This is a genomic window from Faecalibacterium sp. AM43-5AT (assembly GCF_003603345.1).
Lineage (GTDB): Bacteria > Bacillota > Clostridia > Oscillospirales > Ruminococcaceae > Faecalibacterium > Faecalibacterium taiwanense.
On sequence record NZ_QVGZ01000001.1, the window covers coordinates 245,621 to 266,343 of the forward strand.

A 20,723-nucleotide genomic window follows, 5' to 3' on the forward strand; every position below is an offset into this window, starting at 1 on the left:
GTGCTGCGGGGATATTTTTATGTCCGCAGGTTCTATCCGGCAGGGACAGGCATATACTCATAGCAGGCAATGAGCCTGAAAAAGGAGAGGACAGTGTGGATGAGTATTATCGGGCGATACGCCTGCTTCCCTCATGGCTGGCCGGGCCATTGGGACAGCTGCCAGCACAGACGGCAGCGCAGATCCATGAACTTCGGTTCCGGACAGGCTGTGGTGTTTTTGTTACACTGTCGGGTCGGCAGCTCCCGCTGCAGGACCTGCCGGAGTGCCCGCTGCAGCTGAGGGAGTGTGTATTGGATCAGTTTCAGATCGAAGAGATCTTTCACACCCTGTGCGGCGGCGCGGTACATGCACATCAGACGGAGCTTGCGCATGGATTTCTGACCACACCCTCCGGCTGCCGGGTGGGTGTGGCAGGACGCTATGTGGATCGCGACGGCCAGACGGTTCTGCAGCAGGTGCAGGGGCTGAACCTGCGCATTGCAAGGGCGGTTCCGGTACAGCTGCCGGACGAACTTCTGGTGCAACTGAAAAAGCATTTTATTGGGATGCTTGTGGTCGGTGAGCCGGACAGCGGCAAGACGACGCTGCTGCGTCAGATCGCACGAGAACTGGCCGGGATGCAACGGCGAGCCTGCGTGGTGGACGAGCGCTGCGAGATCTTTCCGCCGGGTGATTCCGAGAAGATGCCGCCGCTGGATCTGCTGTCCGGCATCCCTAAGGAACGGGCTGTGCAGATGGCACTGCGCACGCTTTCGCCGCAGGTTATTTTGCTGGACGAGCTGGGCACGCTTGCCGAAACTGCAGCGCTGGAACAGGGCTTTTACAGCGGGGTAGACTTTGTTGCAAGCGTCCATGCCGCAAGCGTGGAAGAAGCCACCCGGCGGCCGCAGGTGCAGGCGTTGCAGCGGCATGGAATGCTGCGTGTATTTGTACTGCTGCACGGCTGTACAGCGCCGGGAAAAGTCCGGCAGGTCTGCATGGTATGATGCAGCTTTTTCATTGGGCAGCGGCTGCACTGCTCCTGCTGTGCGGGTGGTTGACCGGTTCTGCATTTCAGGTCAGAACAGAGCAGCATATCCTGCAGCTGCAGCGCACCGTGGAGCTGTTGCAGCGCATCCGGCAGGAGATCGCTTACCGCAGGCTGGATCTAGAACAGCTGCAGCGGTGTCTCGTGCAGGAAAAGCTGCTGGAAAGCGATGCAGCACCAAAACTGCAGGAAATTCCGGCACCGGAAAGATTTGATGATGCGGAACGCCTTTGCTTTGAGCAGTGCTTTGCCGGCCTTGGCCAAAGCGAAGCGGCGCAGGAATGCGAACGACTGGATTATTACTCTGCCCGTTTTGAAGCATTCCTGCACCAGGCGCAGCAGAAAGCAGCATCCAGGCAGGGCTTACCGTGCAGGCTTGGCCTTGCAGCCGGCGCGGTGGCAGCACTGATTCTTTTGTAGTGGCAGGAGGACGAAAACTTGGAGATCGACCTTGTGTTCAAAATTGCAGCGATCGGTATTATCGTGGCCGTCCTGAACCAGCTGCTGATCCGTTCCGGCCGGGAGGATCAGGCCATGATGACGACCCTTGCGGGTCTTGTGGTAGTGCTTTCCATCCTTGTCAAGCAGATCAGCGCACTGTTCGTTACCATCAAGTCGCTGTTTGCACTATGAGTACATCTTTTTCCATTCTGGGGGCAGTGGTCGTCTTTGCAGCGGCGCAGCTTTTGCTGCGGAAGGATGCACCGGCCTATGCGTTTCTGCTGTCCGTTGGCGCAGCATTGTTTGTGCTGCTGCAGCTTGGAGCGGCGGTGCAGGAGCTGCTTCGAAATGTACTGGCTTTCAGCCGCCGGGTGGACGGGCCTGCATTTGCCTGCCTGCTGCGCTGTGCCGGAATTTTGCTGTTGACCGATTACGCGCGGACCCTGTGCGAAGAAGCTGGTGCGGATACTTTGGCATGGTGCGCCGGGTTTGCGGGCCGATGTTTGGTTCTGGCGGCAGCATTTCCTCTGCTGGAAGAGATCTGCCAGAAGATCTGGGGGCTTGCCGCATGATAAAAAAATTCCTGCAAAAAGCGGCAGCGTTTGTATTGTGCACCGTATGCTTTCTGGCTTTTGCACCTGATGCCGCTGCGGCACAGCTGCAGGGCCTGCCCGGACAGGAGCTTTGGCAGCCTTATCTGGAAAAAGCTCCGCAAAGCGCAGAGTCCTTTGCCAAAGATCCGCTCAAATCTTTGCTCGTGCTCCTGCCGGGATCACCGGCAGAGATGATCCGGCAGATGGCACACTGCTATGCGGATGTTCTGCTGTTTTTACTGTTGCTGATCGTGCTTTCATTTCTGGTGGGAGGAGCAGCCGACAGCGCCTTGTTGGAACTGGCTGCGGCTGTGGGCTGCGGCACTCTTTTGTGGGGAGATCTGATCAGCCTTGCACAGCTGATCTGTGAGCGGATGGAGGGGTGGAAAAACTACCTTCTGGGTTTTCTTCCGGTGTACAGCGGTGTGCTCGCTGCCGGTGGAGAGGTAAATGCCAGCACAGCGGCAAGCGGTCTGCTGCTGACCGGGCTGTGCTTTCTGGCACAGGGTACGGTGCTTGTGGTCAGTCCGCTGCTGCAGAGCTACCTTGCGGTAAGCATGGCGTGCTGCATCAGCACCCAGCAGGGGCTTTCGGAAACGTGCCGTGTCATGGGCGCTTTGCTGCGCAGGGGGCTTGTCTGGGCTGGGCGGATTTTTGCAGTGCTGTTAGGGCTGCAAAGAGCGGTAACGGTTCAGCTGGACCGTTCTGCACTGCGGCTGGGCCAGCTGCTTACCGGCGGCGTGCCGGTGATCGGGCAGGCTCTGAGCGATACGGCAGAAGTATTTCTTGCCGGGATGCAGCTGCTCAAAAGCAGTCTGGGTTTTGCGGCACTTGCCGTGATCGGGGCCGAATTTCTGCCGCTGTATCTGCAGCTTCTGCTCCATTTGCTATTCCTTGCAGGATGCAGGCTTCTGTGCGGCCTTGCGGAGAACCGGCGCTGTCAGGCGCTGTTTGATTGCATGGCCGAAGCGGTAAAATGCATGGCAGCAGTAACGGCACTGTTTTTTGAACTGCTGACGGTAGGCGTGGGGCTTCTGATGATGACGGGAGGCGGATAGGAAATGCACGCATTTCAGACGGCGGCATCGGCGTTCTGCATTGCCTGTATCTGTGCGGAGATCACGACGCTGCTGGTTGGCGCAGGCTGGGCGGGCAGATGCATAAAAGCCGTTGCCGGGCTATATATTCTAGTGATCCTGTTCCGGCTGGCCCCGCAGATGAAGCTGGAACTGAAAAGTGCAGCGGCGGCGGCTCCGGCAGCGGTCAGTATCCAGAGTACGGAGACATCGCTCTTGCAGGGAGCTCAGGAACGGCTGGAAGCGGATCTTTGCGCAGAGTGTGAGCGACGCTTTGGTACAAAGGTGAAACTGGAGATCACACTGACCCGGACAGAACAGACCGTTCGGGCAGAAAAGGTACTTGTGATCCTCCCGGCGGCGTGCACATCCGCAGAGCAGAGCCGGATCGCGGCATATCTGCAGCAGGAGCTTGACATGGCACCGATACTGGAAGTGCAGGAGGACACCGAATGAAAGAAGCAGGGGGCATTTCGTTCGGAGATTCCGTGAAAGATTTTGCCCGGAAATGTAAAGGGAAACAGGGCAGAGCAAGGCTTGCTGCGGCAGTAGGCGCTCTGGCAATGCTGCTGATCCTGCTGTCGGAACTTTTTCCGCAGAACACGGCAGCGGGCAACACAAAAAACACAAAGTCTGCCCAGAGCAGCACGGAATATCAGGCACAGCTGGAGAACCGGCTGGAACATCTGATCTCACAGATGAGCGGTGCGGGCAAAACGACCGTGATGGTCACGCTGGAGACTGGGGAAGAAGCCATTTATGCGCTGGATACACAGTCCGGAGAAATGCAGTCCCAGCAGACCCATGTCCTGCTGGAAGATGGTTCAGCCCTGACCGAAACGGTATGTCTGCCGCAGGTGTGCGGTGTGGCCGTGCTGTGCGAGGGCGGCGGAGACATCCGCGTTGCTGCCCGGATCACCGAACTGGTAAGCGCACTGCTGGATCTGCCATCCAACCGCATTTGTGTGGAACAGCGCAAGGGCTGAGACCCTGCAGCTTTTATAAGGAGGAACGATTTATGAGAGCACTTTCCAGAAATACCCGCAGGGCCACAGCTGTTACATTGGCTGCCGCACTGGTGATCGCCGTATACCTGAACTGGCAGTACGCCCGCAGCGATGTGCCCACGGAACTGCCGGACAATGCTGCAATGGTCGCGGCAGAGGTTGAGGATGTCCCGGTACAGGCGCAGACGGTTCTGGATGAGCTGCCCACAGAGGCCGAAGCGGTGTCCAGCGCCAACAAAAACTATGGTGAAGCGCAGCTTGTAAGCGTTGCCAGTGACAGCGGTGCAAAGTTTTTTGAGCAGGCTCGGCTCAAGCGACAGAAGGCCCACGATGAGGCGATGGATTCCATCAAGAAAACGATGAAATCCTCGTCGCTTTCCGCAGAGGAAAAGAAGGAATATACCGCCCAGATGACCGCAAATCTGGAAGATCTGAATGCGGAGAATGAGATCGAAACGCTGATCAAAGCCAAAGGTTTTGCAGATTGCCTGTGCTTTTTGCAGTCCGGCCGGGCAGACCTTACCGTGATGACCTCCGGTGAACCGCTCACAGCGGCACAGGTGGCACAGATCCGGGATGTGGTGCTGAACAAAAGCACTGTGACTGCCCAGAACATCACGGTGGTGGAGGTCAAATAAGAAGGTGCGGCAGAGTTTTCCGAAACAAGTATTGAAATCGCACCCGCTTTGATGGTATAATAACTCTATCAATAAAGAATGATGTTGTCCTGCGTATGGCATTGATCGTTTCAGGCAGGACCATTTCAAACAAGAAAAAGCAGGCTGTGCCCGCTTTTGAATGGAGGACAACACAATGGATTTTCAGAATACAGATCTTCAGGGCGGCAGCCTTCAGATCTCCACCGAAGTCATCGGTAAGATCGCACGCTGCGCAGCATTGGAAATTGACGGCGTTGCCGAGGTTTCCTGCGGCGGACAAAATAAAAAGCTCAAGGATCTGCTGGAAGCATCCAGCATCCAGTCTCCGGTCGTGGTGGAAATGCGGGATGGTACCGCAAACATCACTCTGAACCTGATGATGAGCTTTGGTGCACGCATTCCTGCTGTGGCCGAAAAGGTGCAGGAAAACGTGAAGAACGCCGTACAGAACATGACCAATGTCACTGTGAGCCGCGTCAATCTGGTGATCGCCGGCCTTGCACAAACCACTGCAGCAGAGCAGTAAAATAAAATTCAGAATTGGAAGCCGATCCTCTCTGTGCTCTGGCCGGAGAGGCTTCGTGCTGCGAGAGGAACATTATGGAAAATATTTTGCCCCGTAGAGAAGCACGCGAGAATGCATTTTTGCTGGCATTTTCGCAGACCTTTGGTGATATCCCGCTGGCAGAGGCCATTACCAACCACGAAGAAAACGATGAAGAACACCCTGTGGATGGTTTCAGCAAGCACCTGCTGAACGCATACTACGATCATTCTGCCGAGGTGGATGACGAGATCCGTGCACATCTGCGCAACTGGACCATGGAGCGCCTGCCTCGTGTCAGCCTGACCATCCTGCGTCTGGCAGTTGCCGAGATGCTGTTTGGCGGCGAGAATAAGCCCGGTGTTGCCATCAACGAGGCGGTGGAACTGACGAAAAAGTATGGTGCGGACGAAGATTACCAGTTCGTGAACGGTCTGCTTGGCGCAGTGGCCCGGGATCACGGTCTGGATGCGGAGCAAGCCGAACAGTGAGCCGTTATACGCTTGGCATTGATACAAGCAACTATGCAACCTCTCTGGCAGTGTTTGATACAGCTGGAGAGGTTGTTTGCGCAAAGAAGCGCTTTTTGCCGGTAAAAGCGGGCCAGCTGGGCCTGCGGCAAAGCGATGCACTGTTTCATCATACGGTCGCGCTGCCGGAGATGATGCAGGAACTGGCGCAGGAATTTGATCTGACGCAGATCGATGCTGTGGGCGTATCGCAAAAGCCCCGCCCGGTAGAAGGCAGCTATATGCCTTGCTTTCTTGCAGGTGTCAATGCTGCAACGACCTTTGCACATGCAAAAGGGATCCCACTTGTGCTGACGACCCATCAGCAGGGTCACGCTGCCGCAGCGCTGTTTGCAGCTAAGGGGGAACAGCTGTTTGCTGAAAAAGTTCTGCTGTTCCATATTTCCGGCGGCACCACGGACCTGCTGCTCTGCGATCAGGTGCGCCGGATCACAACGCTTGGCACCAGCACAGACCTTTATGCCGGACAGGCTGTGGACCGTGTGGGGGTCAGGCTTGGCTTTGGCTTCCCGGCGGGTGCCGAGGTTTCCCGTCTGGCTGCACAGTGCACTGAGGAAATCAAGCCAAAATCCAGCGTGAAGGGGATGCAATGCAGCCTTTCCGGGCTGGAAAACCAGTGCAATGCCCTGCTTGCCGCAGGCAAAACGCCGGAATATGTGTGCAAGTACTGCCTGCTCTGTGTGGCGGATACAGTGGTAAAAATGACCAAAGCTGCACAGAAGGAATACCCCGGCCTGCCGGTGGTATGTGCTGGCGGAGTGATGAGCAGCGATATCATCCGTGCATGGGTGCAGAAACGTCTGCCGCAGGTCTACTTTGTGCCGGGACAGTATTCCAGCGATAATGCCATCGGTGTTTCGATCCTGGCAGCGCGGGAGGCCGGATTATGGCTGAAGTGATTACCGTTTCAGCACTCAACCGTTATGTAAAAACGCTGCTGGATGCCAACGATGCTTTGTTTGACCTTGCCCTGCGCGGCGAGATCGCAAATTTTGTACAGAATGCGCGCAGCGGGCACTGCTATTTTTCTCTGCGGGATGATGTCTGCAGCGTCAAAGCGGTAATGTTCCGCACTGATGCACGCCGCCTTGCTTTCCGCCCGGAAGAGGGAATGCGTGTAGTCGTGCGCTGCCGCGCTACCCTTTATGAGCGCGACGGCGCATTTCAGCTGTACGTGAACGATATGTTTCCAGATGGCATTGGTGCCGCACAGCTGGCGTTGGAACAGCTCAAGGCAAAACTGGAGCAGGAGGGCCTGTTTGCACCGGAGCACAAAAAGCCGCTGCCGGAATTTCCTAAATGCATCGGTGTTGTTACCAGCAAGACGGGAGCTGCCCTACAGGACATCCGCAATGTGCTCACACGGCGCTGGCCATCGGTACGGCTGCTGCTGTGTCCGGTGACAGTGCAGGGGTTTGAAGCCGCGCAGCAGGTGGCCGATGCCATCAAAAAGCTGGATCAGTGCAAAGAGGTGGACGAGATCATCGTTGCACGCGGAGGCGGCAGCCGGGAAGACCTGTGGGTCTTTAACGCAGAGATGATCGCCCGGGCTGCATACCGCTGCAAAAAACCACTGATCAGCGCAATCGGCCACGAGATCGACTATACCATTCTGGACTTTGTGGCAGACTGCCGTGCCCCCACACCTTCGGCTGCAGCAGAGCTGGCTGTACCGGATCGGGCAGAGCAGGAGCGGATATTGCTGGATTTGCAGCAAAATATTCGCAAAAATATGCAAAAACGTTTTGATTTATGCTATAATGGTCTGGAACAATACAACTTTGTGTTGGAGCAGGGCCTTGCACGCCGAAACTGGCAAAAAAGTCAGGGCCAGCTGCAGCAGGTGCAGGATGCCATCCGTCAGCAGATGCAGAAACGCCTGCATTCTGCAGAATTGCAGCTGGGTCATGCGGCAGCACTTACTGGATCGCTGGATCCATACAAGGTACTGGCGCGCGGCTACACGATGGTCACAGCAGCCAACGGCACTATTTTAAATGCAGATGATCTGCAGCCGGAAAAAACAATCTATGTTCGCAGCGTTTCCCGCCGTGCAAAGTGCAGGGTGGAAGCGGTGGAGGAGATCAATGAGAGCACCCAAAAGTTTTGAGGAAGGCATGGAACGGCTGAATGCGCTCCTTGCACAGATGCAGAGTGAGGATACGACCCTTGCAGATTCGGTCAAACTGTATGCAGAGGCCGCTTCTCTGATGGAGTACTGCCATGCTGCACTGGAAAAAACATCGCTGCAGATCGACGAGATCGACGCAAAGCTTGCGGGCACAGTGCAGGAGGAAAGCTAATGGACTATCAGGAGCAGTATCAGAATTATCTGGCGCAGGCAATGGCCGCGCTGGAAACGGCCTGCGGCCGTTTTCTGCCGGAAGAATCCGAGGTGTGCCGTGCGGCACGCTACAGCCTGATGGGCGGCGGAAAACGGATCCGTGCAGTTCTTGTTCTCAGCGTCTGCGATATGCTGGGCGGCAGTATGCAGGCGGCACAGCATTTTGCAGCTGCTGTAGAAATGCTGCACTGCTATTCGCTCATTCACGATGACCTGCCCTGCATGGACAATGATGATCTGCGCCGCGGCCGTCCTTCCTGCCACAAGGCATTTAGCGAAGCAACTGCCATGCTGGCCGGTGATGTGCTGCTGACAGAAGCATTTGAGACAGTCGCCAATGCCCCGGCAGATGCGTCTGTCTGTGTACAGGCAGCGCGGGCACTGGGTGCAGGCGCTGGCAGCCGCGGCATGGTCTATGGGCAGGAACTGGATCTGAAATACGAAGCGTTGGCCGCAACAGAAGACCAGCTTCGGCTGATCCATCGCAATAAAACGGGTGCGCTGATCAATGCAGCCATCCAGATGGGTGCGGCTGCGGCCAAAGCGGATGAAGCACAGTGCAGAGCGCTGGAACAGTATGCTTATGGTCTGGGTCTTGTTTTTCAGATCGTGGACGACGTGCTGGATGTTACCAGCACACCGGAACAGCTGGGCAAGCCCATTGGCAGCGACAGCGAAAATGGAAAAACTACCTTTGTGACCCTTTATGGTGCGGAAGGTGCCATGAAGCTTGCACATGACCTGAATCAGAAGACCTGCACGGAACTGCACCGGAATTTTGGCGAAAAAGCTGCGTTTCTGGAACAGCTTGCGCAGCAGCTTCTTGTGCGTAAAAACTAAAAATAATCCATACAGAATAAAGGAAAAAGATTATGCAGCTTATTCAAAACATCCTGTCTTTCAATCAGATCCTTACGGTTTCACTGCTCGGCTGGTTTGTGGCGCAGGTGCTTAAAACCATCATCAATTTTATCCTACTGGGCAAGTTCCAGTTGGAACGCATGTGGGGTGATGGCGGTATGCCCAGTGCCCACAGCGCAACGGTCTGTGCCATGGTCATTGCAACCGGACGCTGTGTGGGTGTTGACTCTGCCATTTTTGCAGTGGCAAGCGTGGTGGCGATCATTACCATGCACGATGCCATGGGCGTGCGGCATGAGACTGGCGAGCAGGCCAAGGTCCTGAACCAGATGATCGATCAGTGGATCGAAGTGAGCGAGAAGAATGCTCCTTTCCTGCAGAACATGCATCTGAAGGAGATGGTCGGCCATACGCCGCTGCAGGTCGTGGCAGGCGTACTGGTCGGCGCAGCCGTCGGCTTCCTGTATCCGCTGGCTTGAGACATTCTTTTTTCACGCAGGAACGCACTGCAGAAACAGAAAATCTTCATTTGAAGGACGTGTGATTTATGGGAGCATTGCTGCTGGACAGCATCAATCAGCCCAAGGATTTAAAGCAACTGAATGAACAGCAGGTGAAACAGCTGTGCGCGGAGATCCGCCAGTTTCTGCTGGAGAATATTTCCAAGACGGGCGGCCACCTTGCCTCAAACCTTGGCGTGGTAGAGCTTACCGTTGCGCTGCACCGTGTTCTGGATACACCACAGGACAAAATCGTGTTTGATGTCGGTCACCAGTGCTACACACACAAAATCCTTACGGGTCGGCGCGGACAGTTTGATAAGCTGCGCCAGCTCGACGGGATCTCCGGTTTCCCGAACCCGAACGAGAGCGAACACGATGCATTCATTGCCGGGCACGGAAACACGGCGCTTTCGCTTGCGATCGGCATGGCGTGGGCCAAAAAGCTGCATCATGAAGCAGGGCTTGTGGTCGCGGTGATCGGCGATGGTGCCTTTACCGGCGGCATGGTCTACGAGGGAATGAACAACATTGAACAGCTGGACAACCTTCTTGTGATCCTGAACGACAACAAGATGTCCATTTCTAAAAATGTCGGTGCACTTGCCCGCTATCTGACTCATTTGCGCACGACCACGGCCTATTTTGATGCCAAGGATAATGTGCGCAGCTTTTTGGATAGAGTACCGCTGGTGGGCGCTCCACTGAAAAAAAACATCACCGAGTGCAAGACGCTTTTGCGTCGGGCAATGTACCACTCTACCATGTTCGAGGATCTGGGCTTCCAGTACATCGGGCCGGTGGATGGCCACAACGTGGAAGAGCTGGAACGCACACTGCGCACCATCCGCAACCGGCAAGGGCCACATTTTCTGCACGTGATCACAAAAAAGGGCAAGGGCTATCAGCCGGCCGAGGTAAACCCCGGCAACTATCACGGCGTGTCGGCATTTGATCTGGATGGAATGCCCGACCCGGAGGTGGCACCAAAGGAATCGTTCTCGATGGTATTTGGCAATGCTCTTGTGACGGAAGGCGACCGGAACCCGAATATCTGCGCCATCACTGCAGCAATGAAGTATGGCACCGGCCTGCAGTTTTTTGCGCACAGCCACCCGGAGCGTTTTTTTGATGTCGGTATGGCAGAGCAGCACGCTGTGACCTTTGCTGCCGGGCTTGCAAGTCAGGGCATGCTGCCGGTGGTATGCATTTATTCCACCTTCCTGCAGCGTTCCTATGATCAGATCATCCACGACGTAAATCTGCTGCGGGAGAATGTAGTTTTTGCCATCGACCGCGCCGGTTTTGTCCCAGCGGATGGCGAAACGCATCAGGGCATTTACGATCCCGCTTTCCTGAGCCAGCTTGGAATGCCGCTGTATGCGCCTTCCAATTATCAGGAACTGAATTACTGGCTGCAGCAGCTGTTGAGTGACCGCTTCCATGGCCCACGGGCAATTCGTTATCCCCGCGGTGGGCAGGATGCAGCTCTGGCGGAATTTGGCTGCACCGGCGAAGATTATGATTTCCTGCGCAAGGCGGATGATGCAACAATCGTTCTGGTGAGTTACGCCGACGAACTGGCCGACCTTTTGCAGGCAGAACGTGAATTACAGCAGAAAAGTATTGCGTGTGATGTAATAAAAGCTGTAAAGCTGTATCCCTTTACAGACAAAATGATCGCTGATCTGTCAAAATATAAAATAATCCTGTTTTCGGAAGAATGCATTGCAAACGGAAGCATTGGTGAACATCTGGAATATGCTTTGCAGCAAAACGGATGGAATGGGCGCTTTATCCATTGTGCAGTGCGGAACGCGTGTCTTCCGCATGCCAGTGTGGCACAGATCAAACAGGCAACCGGTCTGGATGCAGCGCATCTTGTACAGGCCGTGCAGATGGCCGTGACGAAAGGAGAAAATTTACTTTGAAGATTCGATTGGACCAATATCTTGTTCAGCATGGTCTGACACAGAGCCGTGAGCGCGCAAAGGCGCTGATCATGTCCGGCATCGTTTTTGTCGATGAGCAAAAGGTGGACAAGGCCGGAGAGATGATCAAGGAAGATGCCAAGGTGGAAGTGCGCGGGCACGACATTGGCTATGTCAGCCGCGGCGGCCTGAAGCTGGAAAAAGCTATGAAGTGTTTCCCTCTTACACCCAATGGCAAGGTCTGCATGGACATTGGCGCATCTACCGGCGGCTTTACGGATTGCATGCTGCAGAACGGTGCCGTCAAGGTCTATGCGGTGGATGTCGGCTATGGACAGCTTGCATGGAGCCTGCGTACAGACGAGCGCGTAGTGAACATGGAGCGCACGAACATCCGCAATGTCAAGCCGGAGGATCTTGCCGAGCAGATCGAGTTTTTCAGTGTGGATGTCTCGTTTATCTCGCTGCACCATATTTTCCCGGTGGCACAGGCAATCACAACGCCGGATGCCATGGGCGTTTGTCTGGTCAAGCCGCAGTTTGAAGCCGGACGCGAAAAGGTTGGCAAAAACGGTGTGGTGCGCGACCCCGCTACCCACCGTGAAGTGCTGCACAATGCCATGGGCTATGCTGCTGCAAACGGTTTTGCTGTACGCGGATTGGATTTCAGCCCGGTAAAGGGACCCGAGGGCAACATTGAATACCTGATGTTCGTGCAGAAGAGCGGTGAAGCTGCCGTGCTGGACGACAGCGTTGCAGAGCAGGTGGTGATGGAAAGCCACAGCACGCTGGACCGCTGAGCGGCTCTGCCATCAGTCCAGAAAAAGGAGCTTCCAGCATGACGATCTATATTTCGCCGAATCCCGGCAAGACCTCCGCCAACGAGATCGCACTGCGTGCAGCGCAGATCCTAATGAACCATGGTGCAGCTGTTCTGATGTGTGAACAGCCGCGCAGAAGCTGCAGCACAGCCGGAGTGTTTTATCTGCCGCTGGAGGAATGCCTTGAGCAGGCAGATGTGATCCTGACCATTGGCGGCGACGGCACCATTCTGCATGAGGCAAATCTTTCGCTCCGGTACGCAAAGCCGATCTTGGGCATCAATCTGGGACGCTGTGGCTTTCTGGCTACCTGCGAAGTCAGCGAGATGGAAGCCAAGCTCTCCGCTGTTGCACGGAGAGAGTTCAGCGTAGACAACCGGATGCTGCTGTATGTCCGCGTTCTTGGCCACGATGGCTGGGAGGGCCACGCCCTGAATGACGTGGTGGTCACAAAGGGCCGCCTGCAGCAGGCGATCGATTTCAGCATTTACTGCGATGATATTTTAGTAGAGCACTACCGTGGGGACGGTGTGATCGTTGCAACGCCCACCGGCTCCACAGCGTATTCGCTGGCGGCGGGCGGGCCGATCCTGGATTCCCAGACGAAGGGCGTTGTTGTAACGCCTATCTGCCCGCACAGTCTGGCCAGCCCGGCCATGGTGTTTGCGCAGGAGCGCAAGCTGAATATCTGTGTGGGACAGGTGGCCGACGATGAAGTGTTTATCAGCTGCGATGGCAGAGCTGGATGTCCGCTCAAGGCCGGCGCAACGGCTGAAGTAAGGCTCTCCGATCAGGTGGTAAAGCTGATCACCTTCGGAAAAGCAGATCAGTTCCAGGCCATTGACCAGAAGATTCGCAGCAGACGATAAAGGGGAGGCGAGTTTACGATGGCGCGCAGCCGTAAGGAAGATGTAAAAAGCAAGGGAGAACGTCAGCAGGTGATTCTCCGGCTTGTGCAGGAACACCCGATCAGCCGGCAGGAAGTTCTGCTGGATCACCTTTCCAAAGAGGGATTCGAGGTAACACAAGCCACCGTTTCCCGCGATATCCGGGAGCTGTGTTTGGTAAAAGCTGCCACGGCAGAGGGGTATCGCTATGTCTCCAGCCGAAACGAAAGCTTCAACCCCAAAACGCAGGGAAGGTTTGAAACGATCTTTCATGAATCCGTGCTGGGGGTGGATTACGCCGGACATGTTGTGCTGGTAAAGTGCTATTCCGGCATGGCCAACGCCGCATGCGAGGTTTTTGACGCATTGCAGTGGAAAAGTGTGGTCGGCACGCTTTCGGGCGACGACACGTTCCTGATCGTTGCACGGTCGGAGCGTGATGCAAAAACGATCTGCTCGGAACTGACGAGACACATTGGATAAAAATAACGCGGGAGAAAAGATATGCTGAGCAGCCTGCAAATTGAAAATGTTGCTGTGATCCAGAAGGCTGAAGTACATTTCAAGCCGGGCCTGAATGTTCTTACCGGTGAGACTGGTGCCGGCAAGTCGATCCTGATCGATTCCATCAATGCGATCCTGGGAAACCGCACTTCAAAGGATCTTGTGCGCACAGGGGCCTCCAAGGCGGTGATCCGTGCAGCCTTTGAGGAGGTGCCCGGTACGGTGCTGGACAGCCTTGAGAAGGCGGGCTACGAGCGCTCGGATGCACTGATGCTCAGCCGCGAGATCACAGCCGAGGGCAAAAGCACCTGCCGCATCAACGGAATGCCTGCAACGGCTGCGGTTCTGCGGGAGCTGTGCGGAGGACTTATCAATATCAACGGTCAGCACGACTCCGTGGGCCTTCTGAACCCGGCAAGACATCTGGGCATTCTGGATGATTATGCGCAGAACAGCGCGGAGTTTCAGGACTATTATGTCCTGTACCGGGAGCTTGTGCGCATCAAGCGGGAGCTGGATGCCATGATCACCGACGAAGCCGAAAAGCAGCGCAGGATCGATCTGTTGAGCTATCAGGTGCAGGAGATCGAGGATGCCGGACTGACCGCCGGAGAGGAACAGACGCTGGAAAGCCGCCGCAAGATCCTTGCCAATGCATCTGCCATCCGGGATAAGATCGCACAGAGCTATGCATTGCTTTCGGGCGATGACGAGGCCTCCGGCGCAGTCGATCTGCTGGGCGAGGCATCCAATGCAGTGGATGCTGCCGCGCAGCTGGATGATGCACTTGCCGGTGCATCCAGTCAGCTGCTGGATCTGTATTACAATGCAAAGGATGTTGCCGCAGATCTGATCGGTCGACTGGATTCCTATGATACCAACGATGCAGAGCTGGATGAGATTGAGCAGCGTCTGGATCTGATCTACAAGCTCAAGCGCAAATATGGTGATACGGTAGAAGACGTGATTGTTTTTGGACAGAATGCAAGGGAAGAACTGGAGCGCATCCAGTCCTCGCAGGAGCGGCATGACCACCTGCAGGCAGAAAAGCTCCGCCTTTATGCGCTGGCCCGCGAAAAGGCAGAAGCACTGACCCAGACGCGCCTGCGCGCTTTTGAAGAGCTGAATAAGCGTATTTCCGGCACGCTGGATTTTCTGAACATGCCGGGCGTGCGCATGACACTGCGCCATACCCGCGGCCCGCTGGCAAGCCATGGGCAGGACAGCATCGAGTTCTACATTTCCACAAACCCCGGTGAGGCACCCAAACCTCTTGCAAAAATTGCTTCCGGCGGCGAGCTGAGCCGCATCACGCTGGCCATCAAAAATGCAATGGCCGATAAGGATGCCGTGCCTACCGTGATCTATGATGAGATCGACAGCGGTGTTTCTGGCAAAGCCGCCGGGCGTATTGGTGAGGTACTGCGCCAGAGCGCACAGGGCCACCAGATCTTGTGCATCACCCATACAGCCCAGATCGCTGCACTGGCGGACTGCCATCTGCTGATTCAGAAAAATGTAGCCAATGACCGCACCTATACCGAGATCCATCCGCTGGATGAGGAGGGCAGGGTGGAAGCACTGGCCCGGCTGATCTCCGGCGACCACGTTACCGAGCTTTCGCGTGCCAATGCCCGCGAAATGCTGGGTCTTGGCGCAAAATAAGCCAAAATAAACCGCTGCAGATAAGGGGGTTGACAAGCCCGAAGCATTGTGATAAAGTAGTTCTTGTTAATGGCGATGAAGGGAACAAGTACCTTGAAGTGTTCTGCCCAGAGAAACCCCGGTTGGTGTAAGGGGCCGCAGAGCAGCAGGGGAAATACCTCCCGGAGCTGCAGGCTGAATGCCGTTCAGGTTAATAGGCTGTGCCGCGTGCGAGCGTTACAAACGCAGGAGTGTCTCTCTACTCTGGGGTGTGCACTCGTGAGGTCGTTTCTGTGAGGAAGCGGCAAACAGAGGTGGTACCGCGAATTTTCTCGCCCTCTGCCAAATTCATTTTTGGCAGGGGGTGTTTTATTTTTCCCTCTGCCCACAAACAGGAGGAAAAAATCATGACTCTGTACGAAGAACTCAAGGCCCGCGGCCTGGTGGCCCAGATCACCGATGAAGAGATCATCGACCTGATCAACAATGGCAAGGCAACCTTTTACATCGGCTTTGACTGCACTGCCGACAGCCTGACCGCAGGCCACTTTATGGCTCTGACCCTGATGAAGCGCCTGCAGATGGCAGGCAACAAGCCTATTGCCCTGATCGGCGGCGGCACTACCATGATCGGCGACCCCTCCGGCCGCACCGACATGCGCAAGATGCTGACCAAAGAGGATATCGCCCATAATGCCGCATGCTTCAAAAAGCAGATGGAAAAGTTCATCGACTTCTCTGAGGGCAAGGCACTGATGCTGAACAATGCAGATTGGCTGCTGAACCTGAACTACGTGGAACTGCTGCGTGATGTGGGTGCCTGCTTCTCCGTGAACAACATGTTGCGCGCCAAGTGCTACGAGCAGCGCATGGAGAAGGGCCTGTCCTTCCTCGAGTTCAACTACATGATCATGCAGAGCTACGACTTCTACTACATGTTCCAGCACTACGGCTGCAACATGCAGTTCGGCGGCGACGACCAGTGGAGCAACATGCTGGGCGGCACCGAGCTGATCCGCCGCAAGCTGGGCAAGGACGCTTATGCTATGACCATCACCCTGCTGACCGACTCTCAGGGCAAGAAGATGGGCAAGACCGCCGGCAATGCCGTCTGGCTGGACCCCAACAAGACCAGTCCCTTCGAGTTTTACCAGTACTGGCGCAATGTGGGCGATGCCGATGTGATGAAGTGCATCCGTATGCTCACCTTCCTGCCGCTGGAGCAGATCGACGAGATGAGCACATGGAAGGATCAGCGCCTGAACGAAGCTAAGGAAATTCTGGCTTACGAGCTGACCAGCATGGTCCATGGCAAGGAAGAGGCCGAAAAGGCTCAGAATGCTGCCCGCGCACTGTTCAGCGGCAGCGCAATGGATACCGAGCACATGCCTTCTACTCAGCTGACCGAGGCCGACCTGACCGATGGCTCCATCGGTATCCTGACCCTGATGGTCAAGGCTGGTCTGGCAGCATCCAACGGCGAGGCACGCCGTCTGGTCGTGCAGGGCGGTGTTCTGGTGGATGGCGAGAAGGTAGCCGCTCCCACCGTTGGCTTCACTGCTGAGCAGCTGGCAAAGGGTATTGTGATCAAGAAGGGCAAGAAGATCTACCACAAGGTCACTCTGTAAAAATATTGAACATGAAAATGCCGGTGTACTCTGTTTTGGAGTGCACCGGCATTTTTTTACTTGATGGAGGATTGCTCGCTTGCTTGCAGAATTTACAGCTCGTAAGCCTTCTTCAATGCTTCGTAAGCTGCATCCTCATTCTCTGCGTGGACCAGCAGGGAAATATCCAGATCGCTGGTGGTGATAAGCAGTACTTCAATGTCGGCCATTGCCAGAGAATTCAGTGCACGGGCAGCTACGCCGCAGCTGGTGACCATTTCTTCACCAAACAGGTTCAGCTTGGAATAACCCACGCTGATCAGCGGAGAAGCCTTGGCATCCTTGTCCAGATTTGCAACGGAAATAGCCTTCATCACCAGCGGAAGATCACTGCTGGAAGCGGTAAAGCTGAAATCAATGGTGGTGCCATGGGGCGCACTCTGGCTGATCATATCTACGACCACGCCGTTATCTGCAAAGATCTGCAGGTAACGTGCCAGGCTGTTGCCCTTGAACTCTACATCCTGCACACTGATCATCATGAGACTCGGCTCAATATTGATCTTCGATACTCCGTACATAAAGATCCTCCATTCTGCCCGAAAGGCGGGCTTCAACGATACAAAATTTATTCAGGTAAGCTGCAAAAGCTCCGGGTCGATATTTTCCCGGGCAATGGACTGAATCATTTCCAGGCTGAAATCCGGATACGCCTGCCGTACTCCGTGGGCCTTTGTAAGGGCTTCGGTATAATCGCGGAACAGATAGGTACGCACATTGGATTTGCCTGCATCATAGTGGGTCACCGTCGGCAGAAGTCTGGGGGAGAGCACGCTGCAACGGACGGTGCCGTCCAGTTCGGTCGTTTTTTCAAGCTGAACCGATAAAATTGCGCCGATCAGCTGATCGGGCTTTTCCTGCGTGCTGATAAAATTGCCCAGAGAATAGGCCGTGAACACCTGCCTGCCGTCTGCTGCAGTCAGCCACTGTGCATTTTGCAGCACATGCGGGTGGGTGCCAATGATCAAGTCTGCACCCCAATCCGCAAGGCTTTGTGCCAATGCACGCTGCGCATCCACAACGGTATGACTGTTTTCCACGCCCCAGTGCACACCCACCACCACAAAATTTGCAAGCTGACGTGCCGCTTTTACCTGCTGCTCGATCACATCGGTCTGGCTGGTATAGATCACATTGGCCTGCATGGAGCTGTTCTGCGGGATGCCATTGGTATGCTCTGTGTAGGAAAGATATGCGATCGTTACACCATTGACAGTCTGCAGCGGGATATGACCGTAGTCCTCTTTGCCCTTCCACAAACCGGTGGTCACTACATCCTCCGGCATACTGCCCCAGAAGCGCAGGGTAGCGGCAATGCCGGAAGCGCCTTTATCGTAGGTGTGGTTATTGGACAGGCTGAACACCCGCACACCCGCCCGATAAAGCGCACGGGCGCAATCGCCCGGCGTAGAAAAGCATGGGTAGGTGGATGGCTCCAATTCATCCGTGCAGAGCGTTTCCTGATTGATCCAGTTCACATCATGCTGTGCATAAAAAGGCGCAATATGTTCGTAACAGTAATCGAAACTGTAAGCTTCCTCCCCGGAAGCGCGGCGCTGCGCCTGCTTATAAATGGGAGCATGGATCAGATTATCTCCTGTTGCAGAAAAGCGGACAATCTGAACCAGCGGCTGCGGTTCCGGCTCTGGCGCAGGCTCTGCTTCTTCCGGCTGTGATACAGTGGCAGAACCTGCAGAAGAACTTTCCGTGCTCACCGGTTCTGCAGTCGGTATGCTTTCCTGCAGAAAGAACTTTGGCAGCAAAGGCAGGCAGAACAGAAATACGATCAGCACCGCTCCGGCTGTCCAGAAAGCCTGCCTTCTGGCGCGGCGTTTTGCAGTCGGTCTGCGCCGGTGCTGCTGCGGGGATTGTTTGCTCATCCGCGTCCACATCCTTCCACCATGTTTCTGCCAAAAGCAGAGCAATCAGGCTTTTTAAAGTGCAGCGATCATATCACCCATATTGTACAGGCCCGGCTCCTTTTTTGCAAGGTAAACTGCTGCATTCACAGCGCCGTTTGCAAAAATATTGCGGGAGTAAGCGGTGTGCTTGAGGGTGATCACCTCGTCCGGGCCGCAGAACAGCACTTCATGATCACCCACGATGCTGCCGCCGCGCACGGAACTGATACCAATTTCCTTCGGGTCGCGCTTCTGGCGGACAGAAGAACGATCATACACATAGTGATATTCGCCATTGTTTTGCTCATTGATGGCATCGGCCAGCATCAGAGCGGTGCCGCTGGGTGCATCCAGCTTGTTGTGGTGGTGCTGCTCCACGATCTCAACATCGTAGTTCACACCCAGAATAGCCGAAGCGCGCTTGCACAGCTCCGACAGCACATTGATGCCCATGGACATATTAGCGCTCTTGAACACCGGCACCGTGCGGGATAGCTGCACCACCTTGAGCTGCAGCTCTTCCGAAAGGCCGGTGGTGCACACCACGATGGGCAGCTTGTGAGCTTCACAGTAGGGCAGAGCCTTTTCCACAGCGGCCGGAGAGCTGAAATCGATGATCACATCGCCCTTGCCGTCCAGCTTTTCCAGGCTGTCATACACAGGGATGTCGTTCTGTTCGCCATCCTTTATGTCGATGCCTGCAATCACGCGGCAGTCCTCGCGCTGTGCGATCATATCACACAGCACATGGCCCATGCGGCCGCCGATGCCCTGAATCACAATATCCGTCATAATTTTTATCCTTTCCTGCCCGTTTTGCATATCGGCATATCGCAAAATGCCCGGACAGAGCGCTCCGCCGGGCATTTTGCAGCCAAAAACTTATTCTGTAATAAGACCCTCTGCACGCAGAGCCTTTTCAATATACTCCTTGTGTGCCTCGCTCGGCTCTACCAGAGGTAGACGGCACTCGCCAGCTTCCCAGCCCAGCACATTCATGGCGTACTTCACCGGAATGGGGTTCACTTCACAGAACAAAGCATCTGCCAGCGGCAGCATTTCCAGCTGCAGCTCACGGGCCTTTGCGGTATCGCCGTCAAAGAATGCCTTGCAGCAGTTGTGCACCAGCTCCGGCTTGACATTGGACACGACGCTAATCACGCCCTTGCCGCCCAGAGCCAGCAGGGGAACCACCTGATCGTCGTTGCCGGAATAAATGTTCAGCTCGTCGCCGCACAGCTGTGCAATCTTGGCTACCTGAGAGATGTTGCCGGAAGCTTCCTTGATGCCGTTGATCAGAGGATGCTTGCTCAGTTCCAGAGCAGTCTCCGGGGCAATGTTCAGGCCGGTGCGGGAAGGCACGTTGTACATGATCACCGGGATGCCTCCGGCCTCAGCCATGGCGGTAAAGTGAGCAACCAGACCAGCCTGCGTGGTCTTGTTGTAATAGGGAGTCACCATCAGCAGAGCGTCTGCGCCGCATTCGGCAGACTTTGCGGCCAGTGCGCAGCCGTGGTCGGTATCGTTGGAGCCAGCGCCTGCAATGACGGGCACGCGGTGGTTGACAACATCCACCGTATACTTGATGGCGGCAAGCTGCTCCTCATCGGTCATAGTAGAGCACTCGCCGGTGGTGCCGCAGATGATGATGGCATCGGTATGGTGCGCGATCTGATCCTCAATAATGCGGCCCAGCTCGTCAAAGTTGATGCTTCCGTCCTCGTACATCGGGGTGATAATGGCAACACCCGCGCCGGTAAAGACAGGATTCTTCATAGCCTAA

25 protein-coding genes and 1 other annotated feature are annotated in these 20,723 nt (G+C 55.4%); of the genes, 21 read left to right on the forward strand and 4 right to left on the reverse strand.

Translation table 11 applies throughout. The features are described from left to right. Nucleotides 1–95 precede the first annotated feature (95 nt). The 21 genes from DW937_RS01295 (at nt 96) to tyrS (ending at nt 17,000) form a co-directional block, all read left to right on the forward strand. Nucleotides 96–989, forward strand: a complete 894-nt coding sequence (locus DW937_RS01295) for an ATPase, T2SS/T4P/T4SS family (RefSeq protein ID WP_120119863.1) — start codon at nt 96–98, stop codon at nt 987–989. Next, entirely contained in the window at nt 986–1,450 is a 465-nt protein-coding gene (locus DW937_RS01300) for a hypothetical protein (protein WP_120119864.1), read from the forward strand. The genes DW937_RS01295 and DW937_RS01300 overlap by 4 nt, the downstream gene beginning before the upstream one ends. Nucleotides 1,451–1,468: 18 nt before the next feature. Further along, nucleotides 1,469–1,663, forward strand: coding sequence for a stage III sporulation protein AC (gene spoIIIAC / locus DW937_RS01305; protein WP_005942027.1), 195 nt, complete (start codon nt 1,469–1,471; stop codon nt 1,661–1,663). Next, a complete protein-coding gene (locus DW937_RS01310; RefSeq protein ID WP_120119865.1) occupies nt 1,660–2,043 on the forward strand; it encodes a stage III sporulation protein AD in 384 nt (127 codons plus the stop codon). Before spoIIIAC ends, DW937_RS01310 begins: the two co-directional genes overlap by 4 nt. After that, nucleotides 2,040–3,122, forward strand: a complete 1,083-nt coding sequence (locus DW937_RS01315) for a stage III sporulation protein AE (RefSeq protein ID WP_120079284.1) — start codon at nt 2,040–2,042, stop codon at nt 3,120–3,122. Before DW937_RS01310 ends, DW937_RS01315 begins: the two co-directional genes overlap by 4 nt. Before the next feature lie 3 nt (nt 3,123–3,125). Further along, complete coding sequence (locus tag DW937_RS01320; RefSeq protein WP_120119866.1) at nt 3,126–3,596, forward strand: hypothetical protein; 471 nt, start codon at nt 3,126–3,128, stop codon at nt 3,594–3,596. Continuing rightward, complete coding sequence (locus DW937_RS01325; protein ID WP_120119867.1) at nt 3,593–4,126, forward strand: stage III sporulation protein AG; 534 nt, start codon at nt 3,593–3,595, stop codon at nt 4,124–4,126. Before DW937_RS01320 ends, DW937_RS01325 begins: the two co-directional genes overlap by 4 nt. A gap of 32 nt (nt 4,127–4,158) precedes the next feature. Then, a complete protein-coding gene (locus DW937_RS01330) occupies nt 4,159–4,785 on the forward strand; it encodes a SpoIIIAH-like family protein (RefSeq protein ID WP_120119868.1) in 627 nt (208 codons plus the stop codon). 160 nt (nt 4,786–4,945) lie between these two features. Continuing rightward, nucleotides 4,946–5,332 carry an Asp23/Gls24 family envelope stress response protein gene (locus DW937_RS01335; protein ID WP_120019874.1) on the forward strand — a complete coding sequence of 129 codons (387 nt, stop codon included), beginning with the start codon at nt 4,946–4,948 and terminating at the stop codon, nt 5,330–5,332. Between the two features lie 74 nt (nt 5,333–5,406). Then, on the forward strand, nt 5,407–5,841 hold the full coding sequence (gene nusB, locus DW937_RS01340; protein ID WP_097777779.1) for a transcription antitermination factor NusB: 435 nt from the start codon (nt 5,407–5,409) through the stop codon (nt 5,839–5,841). Beyond that, complete coding sequence (locus DW937_RS01345; RefSeq protein WP_120119869.1) at nt 5,838–6,779, forward strand: glycoprotease; 942 nt, start codon at nt 5,838–5,840, stop codon at nt 6,777–6,779. The genes nusB and DW937_RS01345 overlap by 4 nt, the downstream gene beginning before the upstream one ends. Beyond that, entirely contained in the window at nt 6,767–7,990 is a 1,224-nt protein-coding gene (xseA, locus tag DW937_RS01350; RefSeq protein WP_165852852.1) for an exodeoxyribonuclease VII large subunit, read from the forward strand. The genes DW937_RS01345 and xseA overlap by 13 nt, the downstream gene beginning before the upstream one ends. Beyond that, a complete protein-coding gene (gene xseB, locus DW937_RS01355) occupies nt 7,968–8,183 on the forward strand; it encodes an exodeoxyribonuclease VII small subunit (RefSeq protein ID WP_243111397.1) in 216 nt (71 codons plus the stop codon). The genes xseA and xseB overlap by 23 nt, the downstream gene beginning before the upstream one ends. Further along, the gene (locus tag DW937_RS01360; protein WP_120119871.1) at nt 8,183–9,064 is read left to right on the forward strand and encodes a polyprenyl synthetase family protein; all 882 of its coding nucleotides are present in this window, start codon (nt 8,183–8,185) and stop codon (nt 9,062–9,064) included. Before xseB ends, DW937_RS01360 begins: the two co-directional genes overlap by 1 nt. 32 nt (nt 9,065–9,096) lie before the next feature. Next, nucleotides 9,097–9,564 (forward strand): divergent PAP2 family protein, encoded by a 468-nt coding sequence (locus DW937_RS01365; RefSeq protein ID WP_097777783.1) that lies wholly within the window; start codon nt 9,097–9,099, stop codon nt 9,562–9,564. 68 nt (nt 9,565–9,632) lie between these two features. After that, nucleotides 9,633–11,516 (forward strand): 1-deoxy-D-xylulose-5-phosphate synthase, encoded by a 1,884-nt coding sequence (dxs, locus tag DW937_RS01370; protein ID WP_120119872.1) that lies wholly within the window; start codon nt 9,633–9,635, stop codon nt 11,514–11,516. Then, a complete protein-coding gene (locus tag DW937_RS01375; RefSeq protein ID WP_120119873.1) occupies nt 11,513–12,316 on the forward strand; it encodes a TlyA family RNA methyltransferase in 804 nt (267 codons plus the stop codon). Before dxs ends, DW937_RS01375 begins: the two co-directional genes overlap by 4 nt. A 38-nt stretch (nt 12,317–12,354) precedes the next feature. Further along, a complete protein-coding gene (locus DW937_RS01380) occupies nt 12,355–13,206 on the forward strand; it encodes an NAD(+)/NADH kinase (RefSeq protein ID WP_120119874.1) in 852 nt (283 codons plus the stop codon). An 18-nt stretch (nt 13,207–13,224) separates the two neighbouring features. Next, nucleotides 13,225–13,707 (forward strand): arginine repressor, encoded by a 483-nt coding sequence (locus DW937_RS01385; protein ID WP_120019868.1) that lies wholly within the window; start codon nt 13,225–13,227, stop codon nt 13,705–13,707. A gap of 21 nt (nt 13,708–13,728) precedes the next feature. Beyond that, nucleotides 13,729–15,393 carry a DNA repair protein RecN gene (gene recN, locus DW937_RS01390; protein WP_120119875.1) on the forward strand — a complete coding sequence of 555 codons (1,665 nt, stop codon included), beginning with the start codon at nt 13,729–13,731 and terminating at the stop codon, nt 15,391–15,393. Between the two features lie 66 nt (nt 15,394–15,459). Beyond that, nucleotides 15,460–15,715, forward strand: a binding site (T-box leader). 64 nt (nt 15,716–15,779) lie between these two features. Then, nucleotides 15,780–17,000, forward strand: coding sequence for a tyrosine--tRNA ligase (gene tyrS / locus DW937_RS01395; RefSeq protein WP_044953690.1), 1,221 nt, complete (start codon nt 15,780–15,782; stop codon nt 16,998–17,000). Nucleotides 17,001–17,092: 92 nt separating this feature from the next. On the opposite strand, the gene DW937_RS01400 is transcribed toward tyrS, so the two are convergent. The 4 genes from DW937_RS01400 to dapA form a co-directional block, all read right to left on the reverse strand. After that, nucleotides 17,093–17,560, reverse strand: coding sequence for an ACT domain-containing protein (locus DW937_RS01400; protein WP_005942068.1), 468 nt, complete (start codon nt 17,558–17,560; stop codon nt 17,093–17,095). Nucleotides 17,561–17,611: 51 nt separating this feature from the next. After that, nucleotides 17,612–18,919, reverse strand: coding sequence for a CapA family protein (locus tag DW937_RS01405; protein WP_243111398.1), 1,308 nt, complete (start codon nt 18,917–18,919; stop codon nt 17,612–17,614). A gap of 54 nt (nt 18,920–18,973) precedes the next feature. Next, a complete protein-coding gene (dapB, locus tag DW937_RS01410) occupies nt 18,974–19,732 on the reverse strand; it encodes a 4-hydroxy-tetrahydrodipicolinate reductase (protein ID WP_120119877.1) in 759 nt (252 codons plus the stop codon). Nucleotides 19,733–19,822: 90 nt separating this feature from the next. Continuing rightward, nucleotides 19,823–20,716, reverse strand: coding sequence for a 4-hydroxy-tetrahydrodipicolinate synthase (gene dapA / locus DW937_RS01415; RefSeq protein WP_118527234.1), 894 nt, complete (start codon nt 20,714–20,716; stop codon nt 19,823–19,825). Nucleotides 20,717–20,723 lie beyond the last annotated feature (7 nt).